Source organism: Paraburkholderia terrae (assembly GCF_002902925.1).
Taxonomy (GTDB): Bacteria; Pseudomonadota; Gammaproteobacteria; order Burkholderiales; family Burkholderiaceae; genus Paraburkholderia; species Paraburkholderia terrae.
Genome location: NZ_CP026113.1, coordinates 232,545 through 252,530, shown reverse-complemented (window position 1 = coordinate 252,530; position 19,986 = coordinate 232,545). Strand labels below are relative to the sequence as shown.

Annotated in this window: 18 protein-coding genes; 13 read left to right on the top strand and 5 right to left on the bottom strand. The window is 63.4% G+C overall.

The window, feature by feature from the left end:
- Positions 1-19: 19 nt before the first annotated feature.
- The 3 genes from C2L65_RS30870 to C2L65_RS30860 form a co-directional block, all read right to left on the bottom strand.
- Entirely contained in the window at positions 20-1,369 is a 1,350-nt protein-coding gene (locus C2L65_RS30870; protein ID WP_042306615.1) for an MFS transporter, read from the bottom strand.
- 138 nt (positions 1,370-1,507) lie between these two features.
- Complete coding sequence (locus tag C2L65_RS30865) at positions 1,508-2,890, bottom strand: MFS transporter (RefSeq protein WP_042306614.1); 1,383 nt, start codon at positions 2,888-2,890, stop codon at positions 1,508-1,510.
- Between the two features lie 240 nt (positions 2,891-3,130).
- On the bottom strand, positions 3,131-4,222 hold the full coding sequence (locus C2L65_RS30860; protein ID WP_042306613.1) for a porin: 1,092 nt from the start codon (positions 4,220-4,222) through the stop codon (positions 3,131-3,133).
- A gap of 311 nt (positions 4,223-4,533) precedes the next feature.
- Here C2L65_RS30860 and C2L65_RS30855 point away from each other — a divergent pair, with 311 nt between their 5' ends.
- From C2L65_RS30855 to C2L65_RS30800, 12 genes are all read left to right on the top strand, one after another.
- Positions 4,534-5,112, top strand: coding sequence for a UbiX family flavin prenyltransferase (locus C2L65_RS30855; RefSeq protein ID WP_042306612.1), 579 nt, complete (start codon positions 4,534-4,536; stop codon positions 5,110-5,112).
- Positions 5,113-5,338: 226 nt separating this feature from the next.
- Positions 5,339-6,526 (top strand): FAD-dependent monooxygenase, encoded by a 1,188-nt coding sequence (locus C2L65_RS30850; RefSeq protein ID WP_042306611.1) that lies wholly within the window; start codon positions 5,339-5,341, stop codon positions 6,524-6,526.
- A 56-nt stretch (positions 6,527-6,582) separates the two neighbouring features.
- On the top strand, positions 6,583-7,119 hold the full coding sequence (locus C2L65_RS30845; protein WP_042306610.1) for a VOC family protein: 537 nt from the start codon (positions 6,583-6,585) through the stop codon (positions 7,117-7,119).
- On the top strand, positions 7,116-8,453 hold the full coding sequence (gene fahA, locus C2L65_RS30840; protein WP_042306609.1) for a fumarylacetoacetase: 1,338 nt from the start codon (positions 7,116-7,118) through the stop codon (positions 8,451-8,453). Before C2L65_RS30845 ends, fahA begins: the two co-directional genes overlap by 4 nt.
- Positions 8,454-8,456: 3 nt before the next feature.
- Entirely contained in the window at positions 8,457-9,221 is a 765-nt protein-coding gene (locus C2L65_RS30835; protein WP_042306608.1) for an alpha/beta fold hydrolase, read from the top strand.
- Positions 9,222-9,288: 67 nt separating this feature from the next.
- The gene (locus C2L65_RS30830; protein WP_042306776.1) at positions 9,289-10,092 is read left to right on the top strand and encodes an FAD binding domain-containing protein; all 804 of its coding nucleotides are present in this window, start codon (positions 9,289-9,291) and stop codon (positions 10,090-10,092) included.
- Positions 10,093-10,119: 27 nt separating this feature from the next.
- Positions 10,120-10,581: an SRPBCC family protein gene (locus C2L65_RS30825; RefSeq protein ID WP_042306607.1), complete on the top strand. Its 462-nt coding sequence runs from the start codon at positions 10,120-10,122 to the stop codon at positions 10,579-10,581.
- A 33-nt stretch (positions 10,582-10,614) separates the two neighbouring features.
- Positions 10,615-11,124, top strand: a complete 510-nt coding sequence (locus tag C2L65_RS30820; RefSeq protein ID WP_042306606.1) for a (2Fe-2S)-binding protein — start codon at positions 10,615-10,617, stop codon at positions 11,122-11,124.
- On the top strand, positions 11,121-13,472 hold the full coding sequence (locus tag C2L65_RS30815) for a xanthine dehydrogenase family protein molybdopterin-binding subunit (RefSeq protein WP_042306605.1): 2,352 nt from the start codon (positions 11,121-11,123) through the stop codon (positions 13,470-13,472). Before C2L65_RS30820 ends, C2L65_RS30815 begins: the two co-directional genes overlap by 4 nt.
- Positions 13,462-14,187, top strand: a complete 726-nt coding sequence (locus C2L65_RS30810) for an enoyl-CoA hydratase/isomerase family protein (RefSeq protein WP_042306604.1) — start codon at positions 13,462-13,464, stop codon at positions 14,185-14,187. The genes C2L65_RS30815 and C2L65_RS30810 overlap by 11 nt, the downstream gene beginning before the upstream one ends.
- A gap of 41 nt (positions 14,188-14,228) precedes the next feature.
- Entirely contained in the window at positions 14,229-15,794 is a 1,566-nt protein-coding gene (locus C2L65_RS30805) for a UbiD family decarboxylase (protein ID WP_042306603.1), read from the top strand.
- Positions 15,795-15,980: 186 nt separating this feature from the next.
- Positions 15,981-16,913, top strand: coding sequence for a LysR family transcriptional regulator (locus C2L65_RS30800; protein WP_007584573.1), 933 nt, complete (start codon positions 15,981-15,983; stop codon positions 16,911-16,913).
- An 18-nt stretch (positions 16,914-16,931) separates the two neighbouring features.
- On the opposite strand, the gene C2L65_RS30795 is transcribed toward C2L65_RS30800, so the two are convergent.
- The gene (locus tag C2L65_RS30795) at positions 16,932-17,963 is read right to left on the bottom strand and encodes an XdhC family protein (RefSeq protein WP_042306602.1); all 1,032 of its coding nucleotides are present in this window, start codon (positions 17,961-17,963) and stop codon (positions 16,932-16,934) included.
- Positions 17,964-18,041: 78 nt separating this feature from the next.
- Complete coding sequence (gene gcvA / locus C2L65_RS30790; protein ID WP_042306601.1) at positions 18,042-18,950, bottom strand: transcriptional regulator GcvA; 909 nt, start codon at positions 18,948-18,950, stop codon at positions 18,042-18,044.
- Between the two features lie 97 nt (positions 18,951-19,047).
- On the opposite strand from gcvA, the gene C2L65_RS30785 reads away from it, so the two are divergent.
- Positions 19,048-19,887 carry a DMT family transporter gene (locus C2L65_RS30785; protein WP_042306600.1) on the top strand — a complete coding sequence of 280 codons (840 nt, stop codon included), beginning with the start codon at positions 19,048-19,050 and terminating at the stop codon, positions 19,885-19,887.
- Positions 19,888-19,986 lie beyond the last annotated feature (99 nt).

The following is a 19,986-nucleotide window of genomic DNA, read 5'->3' as shown; positions in this document are numbered from 1 at the left end:
TGAACCCTTGACTGAGCGATCACGCGATCGACTGGGCTGCATCGCGTCGCCGGTTCCAACCCAGCCACACCGACAGCAACGCGATGAACACGAAAACACCCGACACGTTCAGGAACAGCTGTGCAACGGGCAAATGCATCGCCAGCAGCACGCCGCCAAGCACCGAACCGACCACCGACCCGAGCTTGCCGACGCCGATAGCGGACCCCACTCCCGCTGAACGCAGCATCGTCGGATAGAGGATGCCCGCCACGGCATAGAGCGCGAACTGACAGCCGATCACGCACACGCCGCTCATGAACGACGCGCCATATAGCCAGAGCGCGGGCATCGGCATGCCAAGCGATATGCACACGGGAAGACCCAACATCGCGAGCAACAGGATCACTGCGACTCCGTAGCGGTCCACGCAGCGACTCAACGCGAGCGCGCCGACCGTGCCGCCCACCGGGAACATCATCGCGGCTTTCGCAGCCTGGGCCGCAGGCAGCGCGCTCATGCTGAAGAGAATGGGGAGCCAGTTCTGCAGAAAATGCAGCGCGAGCGAGTTCAGCACGAACAGCACCCACAGCAAGGGCGTCACACGGGCGAGGCCGTTGCTGAACAATGCAAGCGGTGTCGCGCGCACACGCTTTTCATCGTCGACGACATAGCGGACGTCGGTGCCGCCTGGTTCGATACGCGGGTCGAGCCTGCCCACGATGCGCGAGATGTGCCGCACCGCGCGGCCATTGAGTATCAGAAAGCGAACCGATTCCGGCAACAACCAGACCGACGCGATGGCGACCACGACGGCCGCCACCCCGCCGACTTCGAAAAGCACGGGCCAGCCGTAACGCGGCAGCAACCACGATGCAATTGCGCCGCCACCACCCGCGCCGATCGAAAAGCCCGAGAACATCAGCGTGATCCACGTCGCGCGGCGAGCCTTCGGCGCGTACTCGGACACGAGCGCGACCGTATTCGGCACGACGCCGCCCATGCCGATGCCCGCGAAGAATCGAAGCACGGTCAACTGATCCAGCGACGTTGCGTCACTGCATGCATACGTCAAGATGCCGAACCACAGCGAGCCGTAAATAATCGTGAGCCGCCGTCCGATGCGATCGCCGATAAAACCGAGCAGCAATGAACCGACGAGCACGCCGAACAGGCCGACGCCGAACACATGGCCGAATCCAGCGGCATTCACGTGCCACGCGCGAATCAAGGTCGGCGCCGCATACGCTGCGGCGACCTGATCGTAGCCGTCGATCAGCACGATCAGGAAACACCATGCGATCAGACACAACGAGAAGCCGCGCAGTTTTTGCCGTTCGATCAGCGCGGTCACGTCGATGGTGCGAGTGGTCTGCGAGACGGTATTCATCGCTGTTTTATCCAGGGAGATCGCATCAGGCCGGGAAGACGAGCGGGGACGGCCGGACGCCGGCTCGCCGAAGCGAGCCTGACATCAGGCATCGACAAGTCTAGAAAAAACGAGCGCGTTGCTAGTCGCGCGCGGCGATCAGGAATCGCCCAACGCGGAGCGCATCTTGATGGCAGAGTTGTCCTTGCCGTGCTCTTCGCCGAACCGCGCCCTGTACAGCACGGCCAGCACCGTCGAAAAGATGGTCGCGACGAGGAACAGGCCGGACGCCGCGTAGAACATCTGCGCGAAGGGCAGATGCATCGACAGCAGAATGCCGCCTATCACGGGACCGGACACCGAGCCGATCTTGCCGACCGAGATCGCGCTGCCCACGCCCGCCGAGCGGAACGACGTCGGATAGATCATGCCCGCGACCGCGTACAACCCGTACTGCGCGCCGACTACGCAGAAGCCGGTCGCGAACACCGCGAACATCAGCCACGCTTCGGACATGCCGTGCCCCAGCAACGCAACGACGGGACAACCAATCGCCGGCAACGAGATGATGGCCAGCACGCCATGACGATCGACGAAGCGGCACAGAATCAGCCCGCCGAGCACGCCGCCCACCGAGAACATGGTCGTGATGAGGCCCGCGCTTTGCGGATTGATGCCGACGCCCTCCATCAGGATCGGCAACCAGTTCTGCAGGAAATACAGTGCCATCGAATTGACGATGAAGACGATCCACAACAGCGGCGTGATGGCGCGCAGGCCGTCCGAAAAAATCAGCTTGAGCACGAAGCGCTTCTTTTCCTGCACTTCGCCGGGCACGAATTGCGCGTCTGCGGGCAGCGCGATATCGGGGCGCAGGCGCGCGACCAGCTTGCGCACCGTCTCGATGCCGCGCTCACGCACGACCAGCAGCTTCGCGGATTCCGGCAGCATGACGATCAGCAGCAGCGCGACAGCAAGCGAGCCGACGCCGCCCACGACGAACATCACGGGCCAGCCATAGCGATGAATCAACGCGGACGACACCAGACCGCCCGAGCCCGCGCCAATCGAGAAACCGGAGAACATCAGCGTGACCCATGTCGCGCGCAAACGCTTCGGTGCATATTCGGCCACCAGCGCAACCGAATTGGGCACCACGCCGCCCATGCCGAGCCCCGCGATGAATCGCAGCAGCATCAGTTCGTGCAACGACGTCGCCCACACGGACACCAGCGTCAGCAGCCCGAAGAACAGACTGCCCGACACGATGGCGCGCTTGCGGCCGAAACGGTCACCGAAATAGCCGAAGATGAACGAACCGATCAGCGTGCCGAACAGCCCCGCGCCGAATACCGGACCGAAGCCGCCACGCGCGACGTGCCACTCCTTGATGATCGCGGGCGCCGCAAACGAAACCGCCGTCTGGTCGTAGCCGTCCATCAGCATGATCAGGAAACACCAGAACAGCAGGCCAACGGCGAAACGTCCTGTCTTTTGCTCTTCGATGAGGGTCGATATGTTGAATGTGCGGTCTGCTTGCATGTGCGTTCCAATGTGCCTGATCGGCCGGCGACGCGTTTGCTTCGCGCCGCCGCCCCGTGCTGCTTGCCTTTGGCGCCGCCGCCGGGAGCCTCAATATACGGCCCGCCAGCAAGCGACAGAATCAAAAAATCTCGATGATCAGATCGAAAAAGGTGAAGAAAGCCCTACCCCGTTGCCCTTCCCCGCTTCTTCATCCGCTTCACAGCCGTCCTCACGCCATATCGCCTCCAGCCACACGCATCAGAACATGTGATTGATACCGATGCGTCCAACCGTCTGCGCGCTCGAACTCGACGGCTGATAGCCGAACTGCTCGGCCTTCGCGCCCGTGCCCGACGCGCGCTGCAAGCCGACGCCACCGTAAACCTGCGTGCTCTTGGACAGGTAATGGGTCAGAAACAGGTTGTACTGGTTGTACGTCAGCCCTTCGAACATCGAGCGGTTGTACGAGACCCCCAGCACGTAGAAGCGCTTGCCGCCGCTCAGATCGATGTTCACGCCGACCTGGTAGTTACGCTCCGTCACCGAACCCTGCGGATCTTCGAGCTTCACGTCGGTAAACGTTGCGTGCGGGATGAAATCGCCGACCGAGACCGAGCCGCCGACGGCAATCGTGCTGTACCGTTCCGCGTTGAACTGCACGCCCTGCTTCAGCGTCTGGCCGAGCACCGACGTCACGCCGAACGTGCCGAACAGGTCGGCAGTGCGGTTGTGCGACATCGAATACGCCGCGCCCAGTTTCACGGTGCCGTTCTGGTAACGCGCGCCGATGCTGTACTGACGCCCGTCGCTGAAGTTGGTCTGATTGCCGAAGCTGTTCATCACGCCCGCCTGAAAGCCGCGGAAATCGATCGTCTCGTACTTCACCGAGTTGTCGAGCGCGCGGGTGTTCGCGAGCCCGTCCAGATTGCCGACCGTGTAGAACGACGAGATGCCGGGCACCGAGTTGTTCAGTCCGCCCACGTATTCGTATACGTAGTCGGGAATGTGGCCGAGGCTCAGCGAGCCGAACCGGTCGTTCGAGATGCCCACGTACGCATCGCGATTGAAGAAGCTCGTCGGATTGATCTGCGCGCCCGTGTTGGTCAGGAAGCCCGATTCGAGCCGTGCGAACACCGTGTTGCCGCCGCCGATATCCTCCTTGATCAAAAACCCGAAGCGATCCGGCGTGCGCTTGCCCGCCGATTCCTGATACAGATGCGCGCCGTGCGAGTTCGTAACGAAATCGACGCCGACGTCGATGCTCCCGTACAGCGTCACCGATGACTGCGCGAACGCGGGGCAACTCAGCGCGACCGCACAACCGCCTACCAGCAGACTCGTCGTTTTCAACCAGTGTCTCCAATGTCTTTATTGTCGCCAGCCGGCTGCGTGCCGGCTGATCCCCATCTGGCGTGTGCCGGCAAATCCGTCACCGGATACCCGTGGTCTGCCATATGTTGCCGAGAGTGTATCCAACGTATTTACGGCTTTGAATCGCGAATTATTTATCAACCAATCGAACAAAACGAACAAAGCTTTTAATGGATCGGTAAAAACACCAGGAGCGGGGATTAAATCGCCTTTTACGCTTCTTTTAGCAGAAACCGGGTGCTAACATCCGCCGCGTCACGCGAACCAGGATTGGCATTCGGGAGAATCTTATGGATATGAGAGGCATGCGGCCACGGCGCATGGTGGTCGGCATCAGTGGCGCGTCCGGCGTCATTTACGGTGTGCGGCTGCTGCAACTGCTGCGCAAGCTCGACATCGAAACGCACCTCGTAATGAGCCGCTCCGCACAGGTCACGCTCGCGCACGAGTCGGACTACAACGTCGCCGACATCCGCGCGATGGCGAGCGTCTGCCATTCGAACACCGACATCGGCGCGTCCATTTCGAGCGGCTCGTTTCCCGTGATGGGCATGATCGTCGCGCCCTGCTCCATCAAGACCTTGTCGGAGATCGCGACAGGTATGACGGCGGGCCTGCTGTCGCGCGCCGCCGACGTCGCGCTGAAGGAGCGCCGCCGCCTCGTGCTGATGGTGCGCGAAACGCCACTGCATCTCGGCCACCTGCGCAGCATGACGGCCGTGACGGAAGCGGGCGCGATCGTCTATCCGCCCGTGCCCGCCTTCTACGCGAACCCGGAATCGCTGACCGACATGGTCGACCACACGCTCGGCCGCGTGCTCGATCTGTTCGGACTCGACACCGCGACGGTCCAGCGCTGGGGTATGTGAGCGCGCAACGATCCACTTTCTTCCGCCGATAAAGGGTTAATCCCAGGCACCGGCGAATTATCAAATTTCATTGATGATCCATTCGGATTAATTTGCTTCTTTCGCGTGATTCGCTGATTTAAAGTGATTTCCGATTTCACCGGGTTAGTCACTCACAAATATTATCGATTGATTGATAAGCAACGTCGATAAAAAGCGCCCATTACGAAAGAGGTCGAATCGTCGAATGAAGATAGTTATTGCAGGCGCCGGTATCGGCGGATTGACGGCTGCGGCCGCGCTATTGAAAAAAGGTTTCGATGTCACGGTGTTCGAACAGGCGCAGGCGCTCAAGGAAATCGGCGCGGGCGTACAGCTGAGTCCGAATGCGACGCGCGTGCTGTTCCGGCTGGGCGTCGGCGATGCGCTCGAAGGTCTTGCATGCGAGCCGCTCGGCAAGCGCGTGCGGCTCTGGAACACCGGCCAGACCTGGCGCCTCTTCGACCTCGGCGCGGAATCCCGCGAGACGTACGGCTTCCCCTATTTCACGCTGCATCGCGCCGACCTGCATGAAAAACTCGCCGACGTCGTGCGCGCGCTCAAGCCCGACGCGATCCGGCTCAATCACAAGGTGGAAGGGTTTTCGCAGCAGAACGGCAAGGTCGTCGTGCAGGCCGTCAGCGGCGAAACCTGCGAAGGCGATCTGCTGATCGGCGCGGACGGCGTGCATTCGCGCGTGCGTCGCGCGCTGTTCGGTCCCGACGAGCCGGTGTTTTCCGGCGTGATGGCGTGGCGCGGCGTGATCGACGCGTCGAAGCTTCCCGAACATTTGCGCGAGTCGTACGGCGCGAACTGGGTCGGGCCGGGCGCACACGTGATTCACTATCCGCTGCGCGGCAGCAAGCTGATCAACTTTGTCGGCGCAATCGAAAAGTCCGGCTGGCAGGTCGAATCGTGGTCCGAGCGCGGCACGCTCGAAGAATGCCTCGCCGATTTCGACGGCTGGCACGAAGACGTGCGCACGCTGATCTCGGCCATCGACATTCCGTACAAGTGGGCGCTGATGGTGCGCGAGCCGATGGCCCGCTGGAGCCACGGCCACGCAACGCTGCTCGGCGACGCCTGTCATCCGACCCTGCCGTTTCTCGCGCAAGGCGCGGGCATGGCGATCGAAGACGGCTACCTGCTCGCACGCTGCCTCGAACGTTATGTCGACGACGTGCCCCTCGCGCTGCAACGCTATGAAGCACTGCGGCTCGACCGCACGGCGCGCGTGGTGCGCGGCTCCGCGGCGAATGCGACGCGCTTTCACAATCCGCAGCTTGCGCACGCGGAAGGCGCAGCTGCCTATGTGGATCGCGAATGGAGCGAGGAGCGCGTGAAAGAACGCTACAACTGGCTGTTCGAATACGACGTCGATAGCGTTGAAGTCTGATACGGCGCACGCCGCATCAGCGACAGCCCGTACGAACCGCATTACAAGGAGACACCGTGTCCAACTCCCGCCCGGCGCCCGTGCTCGGCCTGCATCATTTTGCGTGGCGCTGCCGCGACGCCGAAGAAACGCGCCACTTCTACGAAGACATTCTCGGCCTGCAGCTCGTGCATGTGATCCGCCTCGACCGCGTGCCGAGCACGGGCGAGTATTGCCCGTACGTACACGTGTTCTTCGAAATGGCCGACGGATCGAACATCGCGTTCTTCGATCTCGGCGATGCGACGGCTGCCTTGCCTTCGCCGAACACGCCGTCGTGGGTCAATCACATCGCGCTGCGTCTCGAAACGCTCGAACAACTCGAAGCGATGAAAGCGCGCCTGATCGAACACGGCATCGACGTGCTCGGCGTCACCGATCATCATTTCGTGCGCTCCATTTATTTCTTCGATCCGAACGGACTGCGGGTTGAGCTGACCGTCCCGGTTGCGCCCGTCGAAGAGCTGGCAGGCTATAAAATGCGAGCTCGGCCGGCGCTCGACGCCTGGACCGCTGAAAAAGAAAAAGCCGTATCGGAGACACGCCCCGCATGAGTGCCCTTAACATCACGCACGATCCGGCGCGGCGAAGCTGGATCGAATCGGCGAATGCCGGCGACACGGATTTCCCCATACAGAATCTGCCGTTCGGCGCGTTCGTGCGCGGCGGCGAAACGCGCACGGGCGTGGCGATTGGCGACCGCGTCGTCGATCTGCGCGCGCTGCACGATCTGGCCCTGCTCGATGGCGATGCGGCGATCGCCTGCGCGTCGGCCTGTGACAGCACGCTGAATGCGCTGATGGCACTCGACGCGCGCCATGTGAGCGCGCTGCGCGCCGCGCTGTCGGATCTGCTGAAACACGATGCGCCCGCGCGCTCGCGCCTCGCTTCGTCGATCGACGCCGTGCTGCCGCGCGTGGCTGACGTCGAATTGACACTGCCGTGCGCGATCGGCGATTACACGGATTTTCTGACCTCACTGCACCACACGGAGCGCCACGGGCGCTACAAAGGTCTCGCTGACCCGCTGCCCGTTGCTTTCAAGTCGCTTCCGATTGCCTATCATGGCCGCGCTTCGTCGTTGCGCGTGAGCGGCGGCGAGGTCCGGCGTCCATACGGCCAGTTCCGCGACGCCGACGGCAACGTGCGTTTCGGCCCTGCGCCGATGCTCGATTTCGAACTGGAACTCGCGGCCGTGATTGGTCGTGGCAATGCATTGACGCGCCCCATTTCGATCGACGACGCGCGCAACCACGTCTTCGGCTACTGCCTGCTCAACGACTGGTCTGCCAAAAGCATTCAGTGGTTCGAACAGGTACTGGGTCCTTTCCTCGGTAAAAGCTTCCATTCCAGCGTATCGCCGTGGCTTGTCACGGAAGAGGCGCTCGCACCGTTCCGCAAAGCTGCGCCTTCGCGCGCGGCGGCCGATCCCGTGATCCTGCCGCATCTTCGCGGCCCGCACGATCAGCAAAGCGGTGGCCTGAATCTGGACCTGTACGCGCATCTGTCCACCGCCGCGATGCGCAGCGATCGCATGTCCGCCATGCAGATCACGCACACGCATCCCGACAATCTGTACTGGACCTTTGCGCAGATGATCGCGCATCACACGAGCAACGGCTGCAATCTGCGCACGGGCGATCTGCTCGGCAGCGGCACGATTTCCGGTGCCAGCGACGCATCGCGCGCGTGCCTGACGGAGCTCAGCGAAGCGGGCAAGAAGCCGCTCGCGCTGCCGAACGGCGAATCGCGCATCGCCCTCGAAGACGGTGACGAGATCGTGTTGAGCGCGCGCGCCAGCGCGCCGGGTGCCGTGTCGATCGGCTTCGGCGAATGCCGCGGGCGTATCGCTGCCGCGCTGCCGTATCCACAAGCCGAGGAGCACTGAATCATGACGACGCTCAACGGCTTCCAGCAGTTCGGACACGGTCCGCACAAGGTGATCGCGCTGAACGGCTGGTTCGGCAGCTCGGCCGACTGGCATGCGCTCACGCCCGCACTCGATCCCGAACGCTTCTCCTATGCGTTCTTCGACTATCGCGGCTACGGGCTTTCACGTGATATCGACGGCGCGTTCACGTTCGACGAAGTCGCGCGCGACGTGCTCGCGCTCGCGGATCATCTCGACTGGCAGCGCTTCAGCCTGATCGGCCATTCGATGGGCGGCATGGCGATGCAACGTGTACTGCTCGCCGCGCCCGAACGGCTCGTCAAAATGGCGGGCGTGTCTGCCGTGCCTGCGTGCGGCTCGCGCATGAACGAAACGCGCGTCGCGATGTTTTCCGCCTGCATCGACGACGTGACGAAACGCGCAGGCATTATTCACTTTTCGACGGGCAGCCGGCTCGCCTCGCCATGGAGCGCGCATCTCGCGCAATTGTCACTTCGCGACTCGCGGCGCGAAGCGTTCGCGGGCTATCTGCCGCAATGGGCCACAGGCGACTTCGCGGCGCAGGTCGACGGCAATCGGACGCCCGTGAAGCTCTTCGTCGGCGAGCACGATCCGACTATCACGGCAGACCTGATGACGCGCACGTGGCTCGCGTGGTATCCGAACGCCACGCTGGAAACGCTGCGCAACGCGGGACATTACGCGATGTACGAAGTGCCCGTTGCACTGGCCACTGCGTTGGAGAACTGGCTCTCGGAGCCATAACAGGCCATAGCGGTCAACACAGAAGTCCGGCATGCGCGAAGACCACACGCATGCCGCAGGAGACAGCATGTACGAAACGACTTATCTGCGCGCAGCGTCGCTTGCCGAAGCGGTCGCCTGGTTGCGCGAGCATGACGAAGCGCGGCCATTGTCGGGCGGCATGACGCTGATCCCGACACTCAAGCAACGCCTCGCGGCGCCGTCGCATTTGATCGACCTCACGCGAATCGGCGAACTGCGTGGCATCGAAGTTCGCGGCGACACGCTGCACGTCGGCGCGCTGATGAAGCATGCGGAAGTTGCCGCATCCGATGTCGTGCGCGAGGCGATTCCCGCGCTCGCACATCTGGCCAGCGTGATCGCCGATCCGCAGGTGCGCAACCGCGGCACGATGGGCGGATCGGTCGCGAACAACGATCCGGCAGCGGACTATCCGTCCGCCGTGCTGGCACTGAACGCGCACGTCATCACCTCGTCGCAGCGGCGCATTCCCGCCGACGACTATTTCATCGACACATTCGAAACCGCGCTCGAAGCCGACGAACTCGTCACCGCGATCGAGTTCGCCATTCCGCGCCGCGCCGCCTATGCGAAGTACCGGCATCCCGCGTCGGGTTATGCGGTGACGGGCGTGTTCATCGCACAGTACGACGATGCCGTGCGTGTGGCCGTGACGGGCGCGGGCGCGTCGGTGTTCCGCTGGTTCGATGCGGAGGCCGCGTTGCAGCAGGACTTGTCGGAAGCCGCGCTCGCATCGCTGTGGATGGACCGCGATACGCTGCCCGACGACGCCAACGCGTCGGCTTCATACCGAGCGCATCTGATCGAAACCTATACCCGCCGCGCGTTGCAAGCGCTGCTCGCGTCGTAACGACGCCGCTCAATTCAGGAGAACAGGATGGAATTCACCGGATCGCAAACCATCGCGGCATCGCGCGAACAGGTATGGCAAGGACTCAACGACGCGACCGTGCTGCAGGAATGCATTCCCGGCTGCGAAGCATTCACGGCGGAAAGCGAAGACGAGTACAAGGCCGTCGTGGTCGCCTCCGTCGGGCCCGTGAAAGCGCGCTTCAAGGGCACGCTCGAACTGTCCGAACGCGACGCACCGAATGGCTACCGGATTGTCGGCCAGGGCGAAGGCGGCATCGCGGGCTTCGGCAAGATGACGGCGACCGTCACGCTCGCCGATGCCGAAGACGGCACGCTGCTCACCTACGTGGCCGAAGCGCAGGTTGGCGGCAAGCTCGCGCAGATCGGCTCGCGGCTCGTCACGTCGGTGGCGAACAAGCTGGCCGCCGAGTTCTTCAAGCGCTTCAACGCGACGCTCAGCGCAGCGAACGAACCCGCCGCCGAATGAGCACGCTGCATGAACGGGAAAGACAGGTGAATCATGGTTGAAGTCCAACTCCAGGTGAACGGCACGGACGTCTCGCACGACGTGCCCGACAACACGCTGCTCGTCGAATTTCTGCGCGAGCATGTGCGGCTGACGGGCACGCATGTCGGTTGCGATACGAGCCAATGCGGCGCGTGTACCGTTCATCTCGACGGCAACGCCGTCAAATCCTGCACCGTGCTCGCCGCTCAGGCGAGCGGCGGACAGGTCGTGACCGTCGAAGGTCTGAGCGCGCAATGCGGCGGCAAGCTGCACCCTGTGCAGAACGCGTTCGTGCAGTGCCACGGCCTGCAGTGCGGCTTCTGCACGCCCGGCATGATCATGGCCAGCGCGTTCTATCTGCGCAAGGAACCGGCGCTCGACGTGGCGAGCATCAGTCACGCGCTGGAAGGCAACATCTGCCGATGCACGGGTTACGTGAACATCATCGAAGCGGTGCGTCACGCAGCACGCGAGATGTACCCCGAGGCGCCATTCGCGAAGACGGAGGAACACGCGTCATGATCGGCAAACCGATACCTCGCGTCGAAGACCAGCGCTTCGTGACGGGCAACGGCCAGTACACCGACGACATTCGCGTCGATGGCCAGTTGCATGCGGCCTTTCTGCGCTCGCCTCATGCGCATGCAGTATTGCGTTCTGTCGATATCAGCGCCGCGCAGGAAGCGCCCGGCGTGATCGCCGTGCTGGTCGGCCAGGACTATCTCGACGACGGCTTTCAGGGCGTCGATCATGTGCCGAATCCCGTCGATGCCGTCGACGCCACGAAGAAAGCCTTCCTCACGTCGCTGACGGGCTCGATCTTCAATCAGTTTCATATCCCGCTGCCCGTGGACCGCGTGCGCTATGTCGGCGAGGCGATTGCGATGGTGATCGCCGAAACGCCGCTGCAGGCGCGCAATGCGTCGGAACTGATCGAAGTCGATTACGACGTGCTCGATGCTGTCATCAACGGCGCCGACGCGATGCAGCCCGACGCGCCACAACTGTGGGACGGCGCGCCCGGCAACCTGTGCTTTCAGACGCAGATCGGCGACCGCGAAGCCGTGCGCAAGATTCTCGCGGAAGCTGATCACGTCGTCCGTCGGGAGTTTCATCACAGCCGGCTCGTCAATTGCCAGATGGAGCCGCGCAGCGCGATCGGCATGCACGACGCAGACAACGACGTCTACACGCTGATCTCCGGCAGCCAGGGCGCGGTGCGCCAGCAACTAGTGCTCGCTGCCGCGCTGAAGGTGCCGCCTGCGCGGATGCGCGTCGTCTGCCCCGATACGGGCGGCGGCTTCGGGCCGCGCTCGTTCGTCTACGTCGAGCAACTGGCTGTGGTGTGGGCGGCGCGCCGCATCGGAAGACCGGTGAAATGGACGAGCGACCGCAGCGAAGCATTCCTGTCCGACTATCAGGGGCGCGACGCGATCATCCGCTCCGCAATCGGTTTTTCGAAAGACGGCCGCATTCTCGCCATCGACAACGAATGGATCGGCAACGTCGGCGCGCATACGGTGTCCTACGTGCCGATGTCGAACGGCACGCGCATCATGACGACCGTCTACGACGTGCCCGTAGCCGCCGTACACGTCAGTGCCGTCATGACCAACACGGTGCCGACTGCACCCTATCGCGGCGCGGGCCGGCCCGAAGCGACGCATGTGATCGAACGCATGCTCGATCTTGCTGCCGCCGAACTCGGCATAGAGCGCGCGGAAATTCGCCGGCGTAATCTCGTCACGCATGACAAGCTGCCGTACCGCAGCCCGATGGGCCTCACGTACGACAGCGGCGAATTCGAGCGCAACATGGCGCGCGCATTGACGCTCGCGCAGTGGGACAGCTTCGAGGAGCGCCGCGCGCAATCGCGCGCGAATGGCCGCTTGCGCGGCATCGGGCTTGCGAACTACATCGAGTCGCCCGTCGGCGCACCGCGCGAGCGTATCGAGTTGACGGTGCGCGCGGACGGCAGCGTCGATATCGTGTCGGGCACGCAGTCGACGGGCCAGGGCCACGAAACGACGTTCGCGCAGGTCATCGCGCATCAACTCGGCGTGCCGATGGAAGCCGTGAAGCTGCGCACGGGCGACACGGCCTTCGTGAGCGTCGGTGGCGGCAGCCACTCGGACCGCACGATGCGCCTCGGCGGCATGCTGCTCGTCGACACGGCGCAGCAGATCATCGCGACGGGTAAGCAGGTCGCCGCCGCGCTGTTCGGCGTGGACGCGTCCGGCGTCGAATTCGCGAATGCGTCGTTCACGGCGTCCGCTTCGGGCAAGCGGATCAGTCTCGCAGAAGTCGCGCATCAGGTTTCGAAGGACGGCGTGCCCGGCGACCCGTCGATGAAAAAGCTCTACGCGCACGCCGAAGTCAACACGCGTGTTCCCGCGCATCCGACGGGCGCCGCGATCTGCGAACTCGAAGTGGACCCCGATACGGGCATGGTGGAACTCGTGAACTACACGTCCGTCGACGACGTGGGGCAGCCGATCAATCCGCTGATCGTCGAAGGCCAGGTGCATGGCGGGCTCGCGCAGGGCATCGGCCAGGCGCTCTCGGAAGGCTTCTACGTGGATCGCGATACGGGACAGGTGCTGACGGGTTCGTACATGGATTACGGCATGCCGCGCGCCGGCGTGATTCCGCCACTCAATGTGGAACTGACGGAAGACCCGACGCATGGCAATCCGCTGCGCGTGAAAGGCGGCGGCGAAAGCGGCATCACGCCCGCCACAGCGACGATTTTCAACGCGCTGGCCGACGCGCTGCGCGAGTACGGCAACGACGAACTCGCGATGCCCGCCACGCCAAAAGTAGTCTGGGAATACATTCATCGCGCTCAAGGAGGCGCACATGTCCACTGAATCCGTCGCAATCCGCCGCAAGGGCGCGCTGCTCGACATCGTGCTCGACCGGCCCGAGAACGGCAACCTGATCGATCAGCCGATGAGCGATGCGATCATCGCCGCCGTCACCACGATCGATGACGATACGAAGCTCGTGCGCATTGTCAGCAGCGGCAAGGACTTCTGCAAAGGCCGCCAGTCGCCGATGCCGCCTCAAGGCGCCAAGCCGTCGGCGGAAACGTTGCGGCGCGTGGTCGCCGCGCCGCCGCTCGCGCTTTACGATGCGTTGAAGGCCGTGCGCGTGCCCGTGCTTTCCGTGGTGCGAGGTGAGGCGATCGGGGTCGGCTGCGCGCTGGCGGGCGTGTGCGACGTCGCGCTCGCCGCCGACGACGCGATCTTCCAGATCCCCGAAATGGAACGCGACATTCCGCCGACACTGGTCATGTCCGCGCTGATCGGACGCGTTCCCGTGAAGACGGTTGCGCACATGGTGCTGAGCCGCGCGCGGCTGTCGGCGCAGGAAGCGCTCGTTGCGGGTCTCGTAAGCCGCGTCGTGCCCGTTGCGTCGCTCGACGACGAAGCCGATGCGCTCACCGACACGCTGCTAGGCTGCAGCGCCGTCACGCTGCGCGCCGTCAAGCAGTTCCTGCATCTCGCGCCCGACATGCCCGCCGCGGGTTCGAGCGGCTTTGCCGCGCACCTCGCGGCCACTGCGCTGTCAGCACGCTTCTGAGGGCGCGCATCACGTAGCGCCCTGCACATAAGGACACGACATTGAGACCCAAGACAGCCATTCATTCGACCGCGCAAGGCGCGGAACTGCCTGACCTCGAACGCTTCCGACTGCGGCGCTTTCTCGCGTCGCTCGACGACACGGAACTCGAACGTCGCGACGAGCCCGTCGATCTCGCCGATATCGCCCGCATCATGGAAGGCAACCCGCGCGCGGTATGGTTCCAGCAGCCGGCGGGCGGCACGGTGTCGCTCGCGGGCAGCGTTGCGGCAAGCCGTACGCGCCTCGCCAAAGCCTTCGACACCACGCCCGCGCAACTGCTCGAAGTCGTGCGCGACCGTCTGCGCAGCAAAGGCAAACTCGTCGAAGTGCGCCGCGAAGAAGCGCCCGTGCAACAGGTCGTGCTGACGGGCGACGAGTGCGACTTCACCGCGCTGCCCGTGCATCTGCAGCACGATCTGGACGGCGCGCCGTATATCTCCGCGTCGATCGACTTCGCGGTCGATCCCGACACGGGCTGGACCAACGTCGGTATTCGCCGTCTGATGCTGCGCGGCCGGCGCACGGCGGGCGTCGATCTCGTCGCGCCGTCGGATCTGCGCGCCATCGCCATTGCCCACGCGAAGCGCGGCGAGCGGCTGCCGATCGCGTTCGCCGTCGGCACGCATCCCATCGACCACGTCGGCGCGACGATGCGCATTCCCGCCGACGAACTCGAACTCGTCGCCGCATTGCGCGGCGCACCGATGGGTGTCGTCAAATGCGTGACCAACGATCTGCTCGTACCCGCCGACGCGGAGTTCATCCTCGAAGGCTATCTGGATGAACGCGGGCATGCGGAGCCGGAAGGGCCGTATGGCGAATTCCTCGGCTACTACGGCGGCATCAAGACGAACCCGGTGTTTCACCTGACGGCCATCACGCATCGCAAGGATGCCGTGTTCCAGACATGCACGATCGGCGGCCGCACGATGGCGCGCACCGATACCGCTCAACTCGCCGCGCTGCGCACGGAAGTGACCGTCTGGCGCGCACTCGAAACAGCGGTGCGCGAGATCAAGAGCGTGTATGCGAGCCCCGCGACGGGCGGCATGTTCAACGTGCGCGTCGCGATGCAACAGCGCGTGCCCGGCGAAGCGCGCAACGCGATCGCCGCCGTGTTCGCTTCGCTTGCGAACGTCAAGCATGTGTTCGTCGTCGATCCCGACATCGACATCTTCTCCGACGAGCAGATGGACTGGGCGCTCGCGACGCGCTTCCAGGCCGACCGCGATCTCGTGATGCACAGCGGCATGCGCGCGATGCCGCTCGATCCTTCGCTCGACGGCGCGACGGTGACGGCAAAGGTGGGCTTCGATCTCACGCTGCCGCTGCTGCGTCCCGGCGAGGAGCGCGATCTCGAACACCGCGTGCCGACGCCGCCCGCGTTCACGGGCGCGCGCTTCGACTCGCTCGAAGCCGCCCTCGCAGATGGCCCGAAGCGCTTTACCGAGCTGATGTCCGCAACGGGTACGCGCGATGGCCGCGAAATCGTGCGCTGGCTCGAAGATACGGGCGCCACGCGGACGATCGTCCGTGATGACGAAGGCCGGTACGCATTCGCGTAAAAAACGCCAGGCCCGCCCGCGCTTTCGCTTGAAACACGCGCGGTTGCAACGTTTGCGCGGCATGATCCGCCGCCGCGTCACGGCGGCAGCGTGCCCGCGATCGGGTCTTGTCCCGGTCGCGGACACGCCTGCACGGCGATAGAATCCGGGCAGCCCTACCGTGCCCCGCCTCAAGGATCGCCGTCGATGAACCTGTCCCTCAAACAACTCAAAGTCTTTCTCGGCGTCGCGAACGCATCGAGCTTCACGAAGACCGCGCAGAGCATGCATTTGAGTCAGGCCGCGCTGAGCGCGATCATTCGCGAACTCGAAACGCAGCTCAATTGCCGCCTGTTCGAGCGCACCACGCGCACCGTCGCGCTGACGGAAGCGGGCCGCCTGTTCTACCCGACCGCGATGAAGATCGTCGAGACGCTCGAAAAATCCGTGATCGAGCTGAACGAGCTGGGCCGGCAAAAACAGGCCTCGTTGCTGCTGGGCTGCACGCCGATGATCGCCGCGAGCCTGATGCCGCAAGTGCTCGCGCGCTTCGCGGAGACCAACCCCGACGCGCAGATCGAACTCGTCGACCGTCCGCCGGGCGAACTGCTGAAGATGGTCGAGGAAGGCGATCTCGATGCTGCGTTCGGGATTTTCTTTTCGCAGCTTTCCGGCATCGATCGCGTGCCGATCTTTCCGACGCGGCTCGTCGTGGTCTCGTCGACGATGGAAAGCGCGCATGGCATTGGCAAGGTGCCGCGCGACGGCGTGCAATGGCGCGCGCTCGAAGGGCTTCCGCTCATCACGCTGCCGAAGGACAACCCGTTGCAGCGTCTGATCGAGGCATCGCTGTCGAAAGAAGAGGTAACGACGGGCCGCCGGACGGTGATCGGGCATCTGCAGACGGCGATTGCGATGGCGCACGAAGGACTCGGCGTCGCGATCATGCCGTCGTTCTGCGAGCACATTTGCCGGCACTACCAGGTACGCATCGACGTGATCCGGCCGGAAGTGGAGTTTTCGTTTTACCGGATCACGCGCAGCGGACGCGACACGCTCGCGGCGCTCGATCAGTTCACCGAGATGTTCGCCGCCGCCGCGCAACTGAGTCCATTTGATACGGCGGCTAACGCGAAGTAGTTCGCTTCGGAGCGTGCGTCAGGCGAAGCATGCGAGCTCTGAATCGACGATGGATGACGCCGTGCCCTGCGCGCTCTTTGCCGCGCCGACCTGCAACGACGGCGGCATGATGACGCCGTTCTTCACGGCCGTGACTTCGGCGAGGATCGACACCGCGATCTCAGGCGGCGTTCTGCTGCCGATATAAATCCCAACCGGCCCATGCAGCCGCGCGAGTTCCGTCTCGGTGAGATCGAACTCCTTGAGCCTTTCGCGACGCGCTGCGTTATTGCGCCGTGAGCCTAATGCGCCGACGTAGAACGCAGGCGTTTTCAACGCTTCCATCAGCGCAAGATCGTCGAGCTTTGGGTCATGCGTGAGCGCGATCACGGCGCAGCGCTCATCGAGCTTCATATCGAGCACGGTATCGTCGGGCATCGTACGAACGATTTTCGTGCCGGGCACGTCCCACTCGTCCGTGTATTCTTCGCGCGGATCGCACACCGTCACCTGATAATCGAGTCCCACGGCGATATTGCACAGATAGCGCGACAGTTGTCCCGCGCCGATCACCAGCATCCGGTAACGCGGGCCGTGTATCGTCAACAAATACTTGCCGTTGAAGTCGACGCCGTCGGTTGCTTGCGCGGGACTCAAACGCGCGACACCCGTTTCCATATCGAGTGCGCGCGCAACGAGCCGTCCGTCTTCAACGGCATCGCACAGTTCAGCAATGCCGCTTGCCTTCGTCAAAGGCTCCAGCACGAGCTGGATCGTGCCGCCGCATGGCAAGCCGAAGCGATGCGCCTCTTCCGCCTTGATGCCGTATTTAACGACTTCGGGCTTCGTCTGCTGGATTCCGCGCTGACGCACGCGATCGATCAGATCGTCTTCGATGCGGCCGCCCGATACCGAGCCGACCACGGCACCATCGTCGCGCACAACGAGCATCGCGCCTTCGGGACGCGGCGACGAACCCCACGTCTTCACTACCGTCACGAGCAGCACGCGATGTCCCTGTTCGAGCCAGCGCGCACTAACCTTCAACACTTCGAGATTGACACTGTCCACTATCGACACCTGATTGCCATGAGTCTCCGACAGGCAGTGTATGCGCCGTACACGGCAACGTGAATCGGCAAAACTGGATCACGTCATCGAAATTGCCGAAGAATCATTGCCCTCCCGTTCAAGCCATGCGCAAAACGTGATGACCAGTTCATCCGTCGACTTCGCATCCGGGACGTAGGTGCAATAGCTGCGCGACGGCAGACGCGGACGATCGAACGGCATGACGAGCCGGCCCGTGGCGATATCGTCGGCGACCAGCGCAGTCGGGCCCATCGCAATGCCGATGCCATCGACAGCAGCCTGCAGCGCGAGGTAGAAGTGATCGAACGTGAGGTTGGCAGCGGGTACGAGTGCGGGCATCTCTACCTTCGCCAGCCAGTTCGGCCAGACTCGCGGCAGACTCGACGTGTGCAGCAACGTGTGCTGGCGTAGATCATCGAACGTCCGAAGAGGAATGCGTTCAAGCAGAGCCGGACTGCAGACGGGAATCCTTTCCTCGGAAAGAAACGGCCGCATCGTGTATCCGTAGAACGTGTCCGGCCCGCCCCGGATGATCACGTCGTAAGTCTCTTTCAGGTTTTCCAGCGGTTCGTTCGACGTCTCCACCCTCACGTCGATCCCCGGATGCGCGTCGCGAAAGCGCGCGTGCCTCGGCACCAGCCAGCGCAAAGTGAAGGTCGCCACGGCATTGACGGTCAGCGTTCGCGAAACCCTTCCCGCTACGCCGTATCTCGCGGTGGCCTGCGCGAGCTGCTCGAACACGGGGCCAACTTCATCGAGGTAAGCTTTCGCGGCCGGTGTAAGCTCGACGCGCCGATTGTGCCGCTCGAACAGCGGCGCGCCGAGCCACTCTTCGAGCAGACGCACCTGCTGGCTCACTGCGCCATGAGTGACGTGCAATTCGGCGGCGGCTTCCTTGAAGCTGCCCAACCTTCCGGCAGCCTCGAAAGCACGCAACGCATTGAGCGGGGGCAAGACTCGCTTCATTCGGGTTAGTTTATTTAACGCGAATGGCCAATTTATCTGGTTTGTCCGGTCGTCACAAGATAGATATTCTCCTGTCAGATACAGGAGAGTCGAAACCATGTCCACAGGTGTCATGCTGCTGGTGCTTTTCGCCGCGTTGCTTCATGCAAGCTGGAATGCCGTCGTGAAGTCCAGTCCGGACAAGTTTCTCGACATCGTATTCGTGACGTCCAGCGCAGCCGCCCTTTGCCTGGTCTCGCTGCCGTTCCTGCCGTTGCCTGCTGCGAGCAGCTGGCCCTACATCGCGGCATCGGGCGTGATTCACATCTTCTATTTCGTGCTGATCGGCGCGGCGTATCGCAGCGGCGACATGAGCCACGCGTATCCATTGATGCGCGGCGCGCCGCCGTTGCTCGTTGCGCTCGCAAGCGGTCCGATCATCGGCGAGCGGCTCACGATGGGCGAATGGAGTGGCATCCTGCTCATTTGCGCGGGCATATTGGGCCTGTTGTTCGTGACCCCGGCGGGCGACAGCACCGCGCGCACCAGCCGTTTCGCGCTCATGAACGCCGTCACCGTAACGGTCTATACGCTCGTCGACGGAACGGGCGTGCGCATGTCCGGGCATCCTGCGTCGTACACGATGTGGATGTTCGCGCTTACCGCACCGCCTATTCTCGTGTGGGCGGTCGCGCGTCGCGGCGAAGCCGCCCGGCGACATCTGCGCGCCCGCTGGCACCTCATGTTGATCGGGGGCGCCTGCACGCTTGCCGCCTATGCACTCGTGCTATGGGCGATGACGCGCGCGCCGATTGCGATGGTTGCAGCTTTGCGAGAATCGGCGATTCTCTTCGGCACCGCGATCTCCGTCTTCTTTCTCAAGGAGCGCAGCGGCTATGGCCGCTCGATTGCCGCCGTCGTCATCCTGTCCGGCGTGGTGACGCTCAAGCTGACTTGAAATACCGCGGAGGATCGCTCTCCGCCGACGTCCAGATCGACTACTCTTCTCTGGCGAGATCGTGCCTGCGGACTTGCCTTTTTGTCATTGGTCTAACGG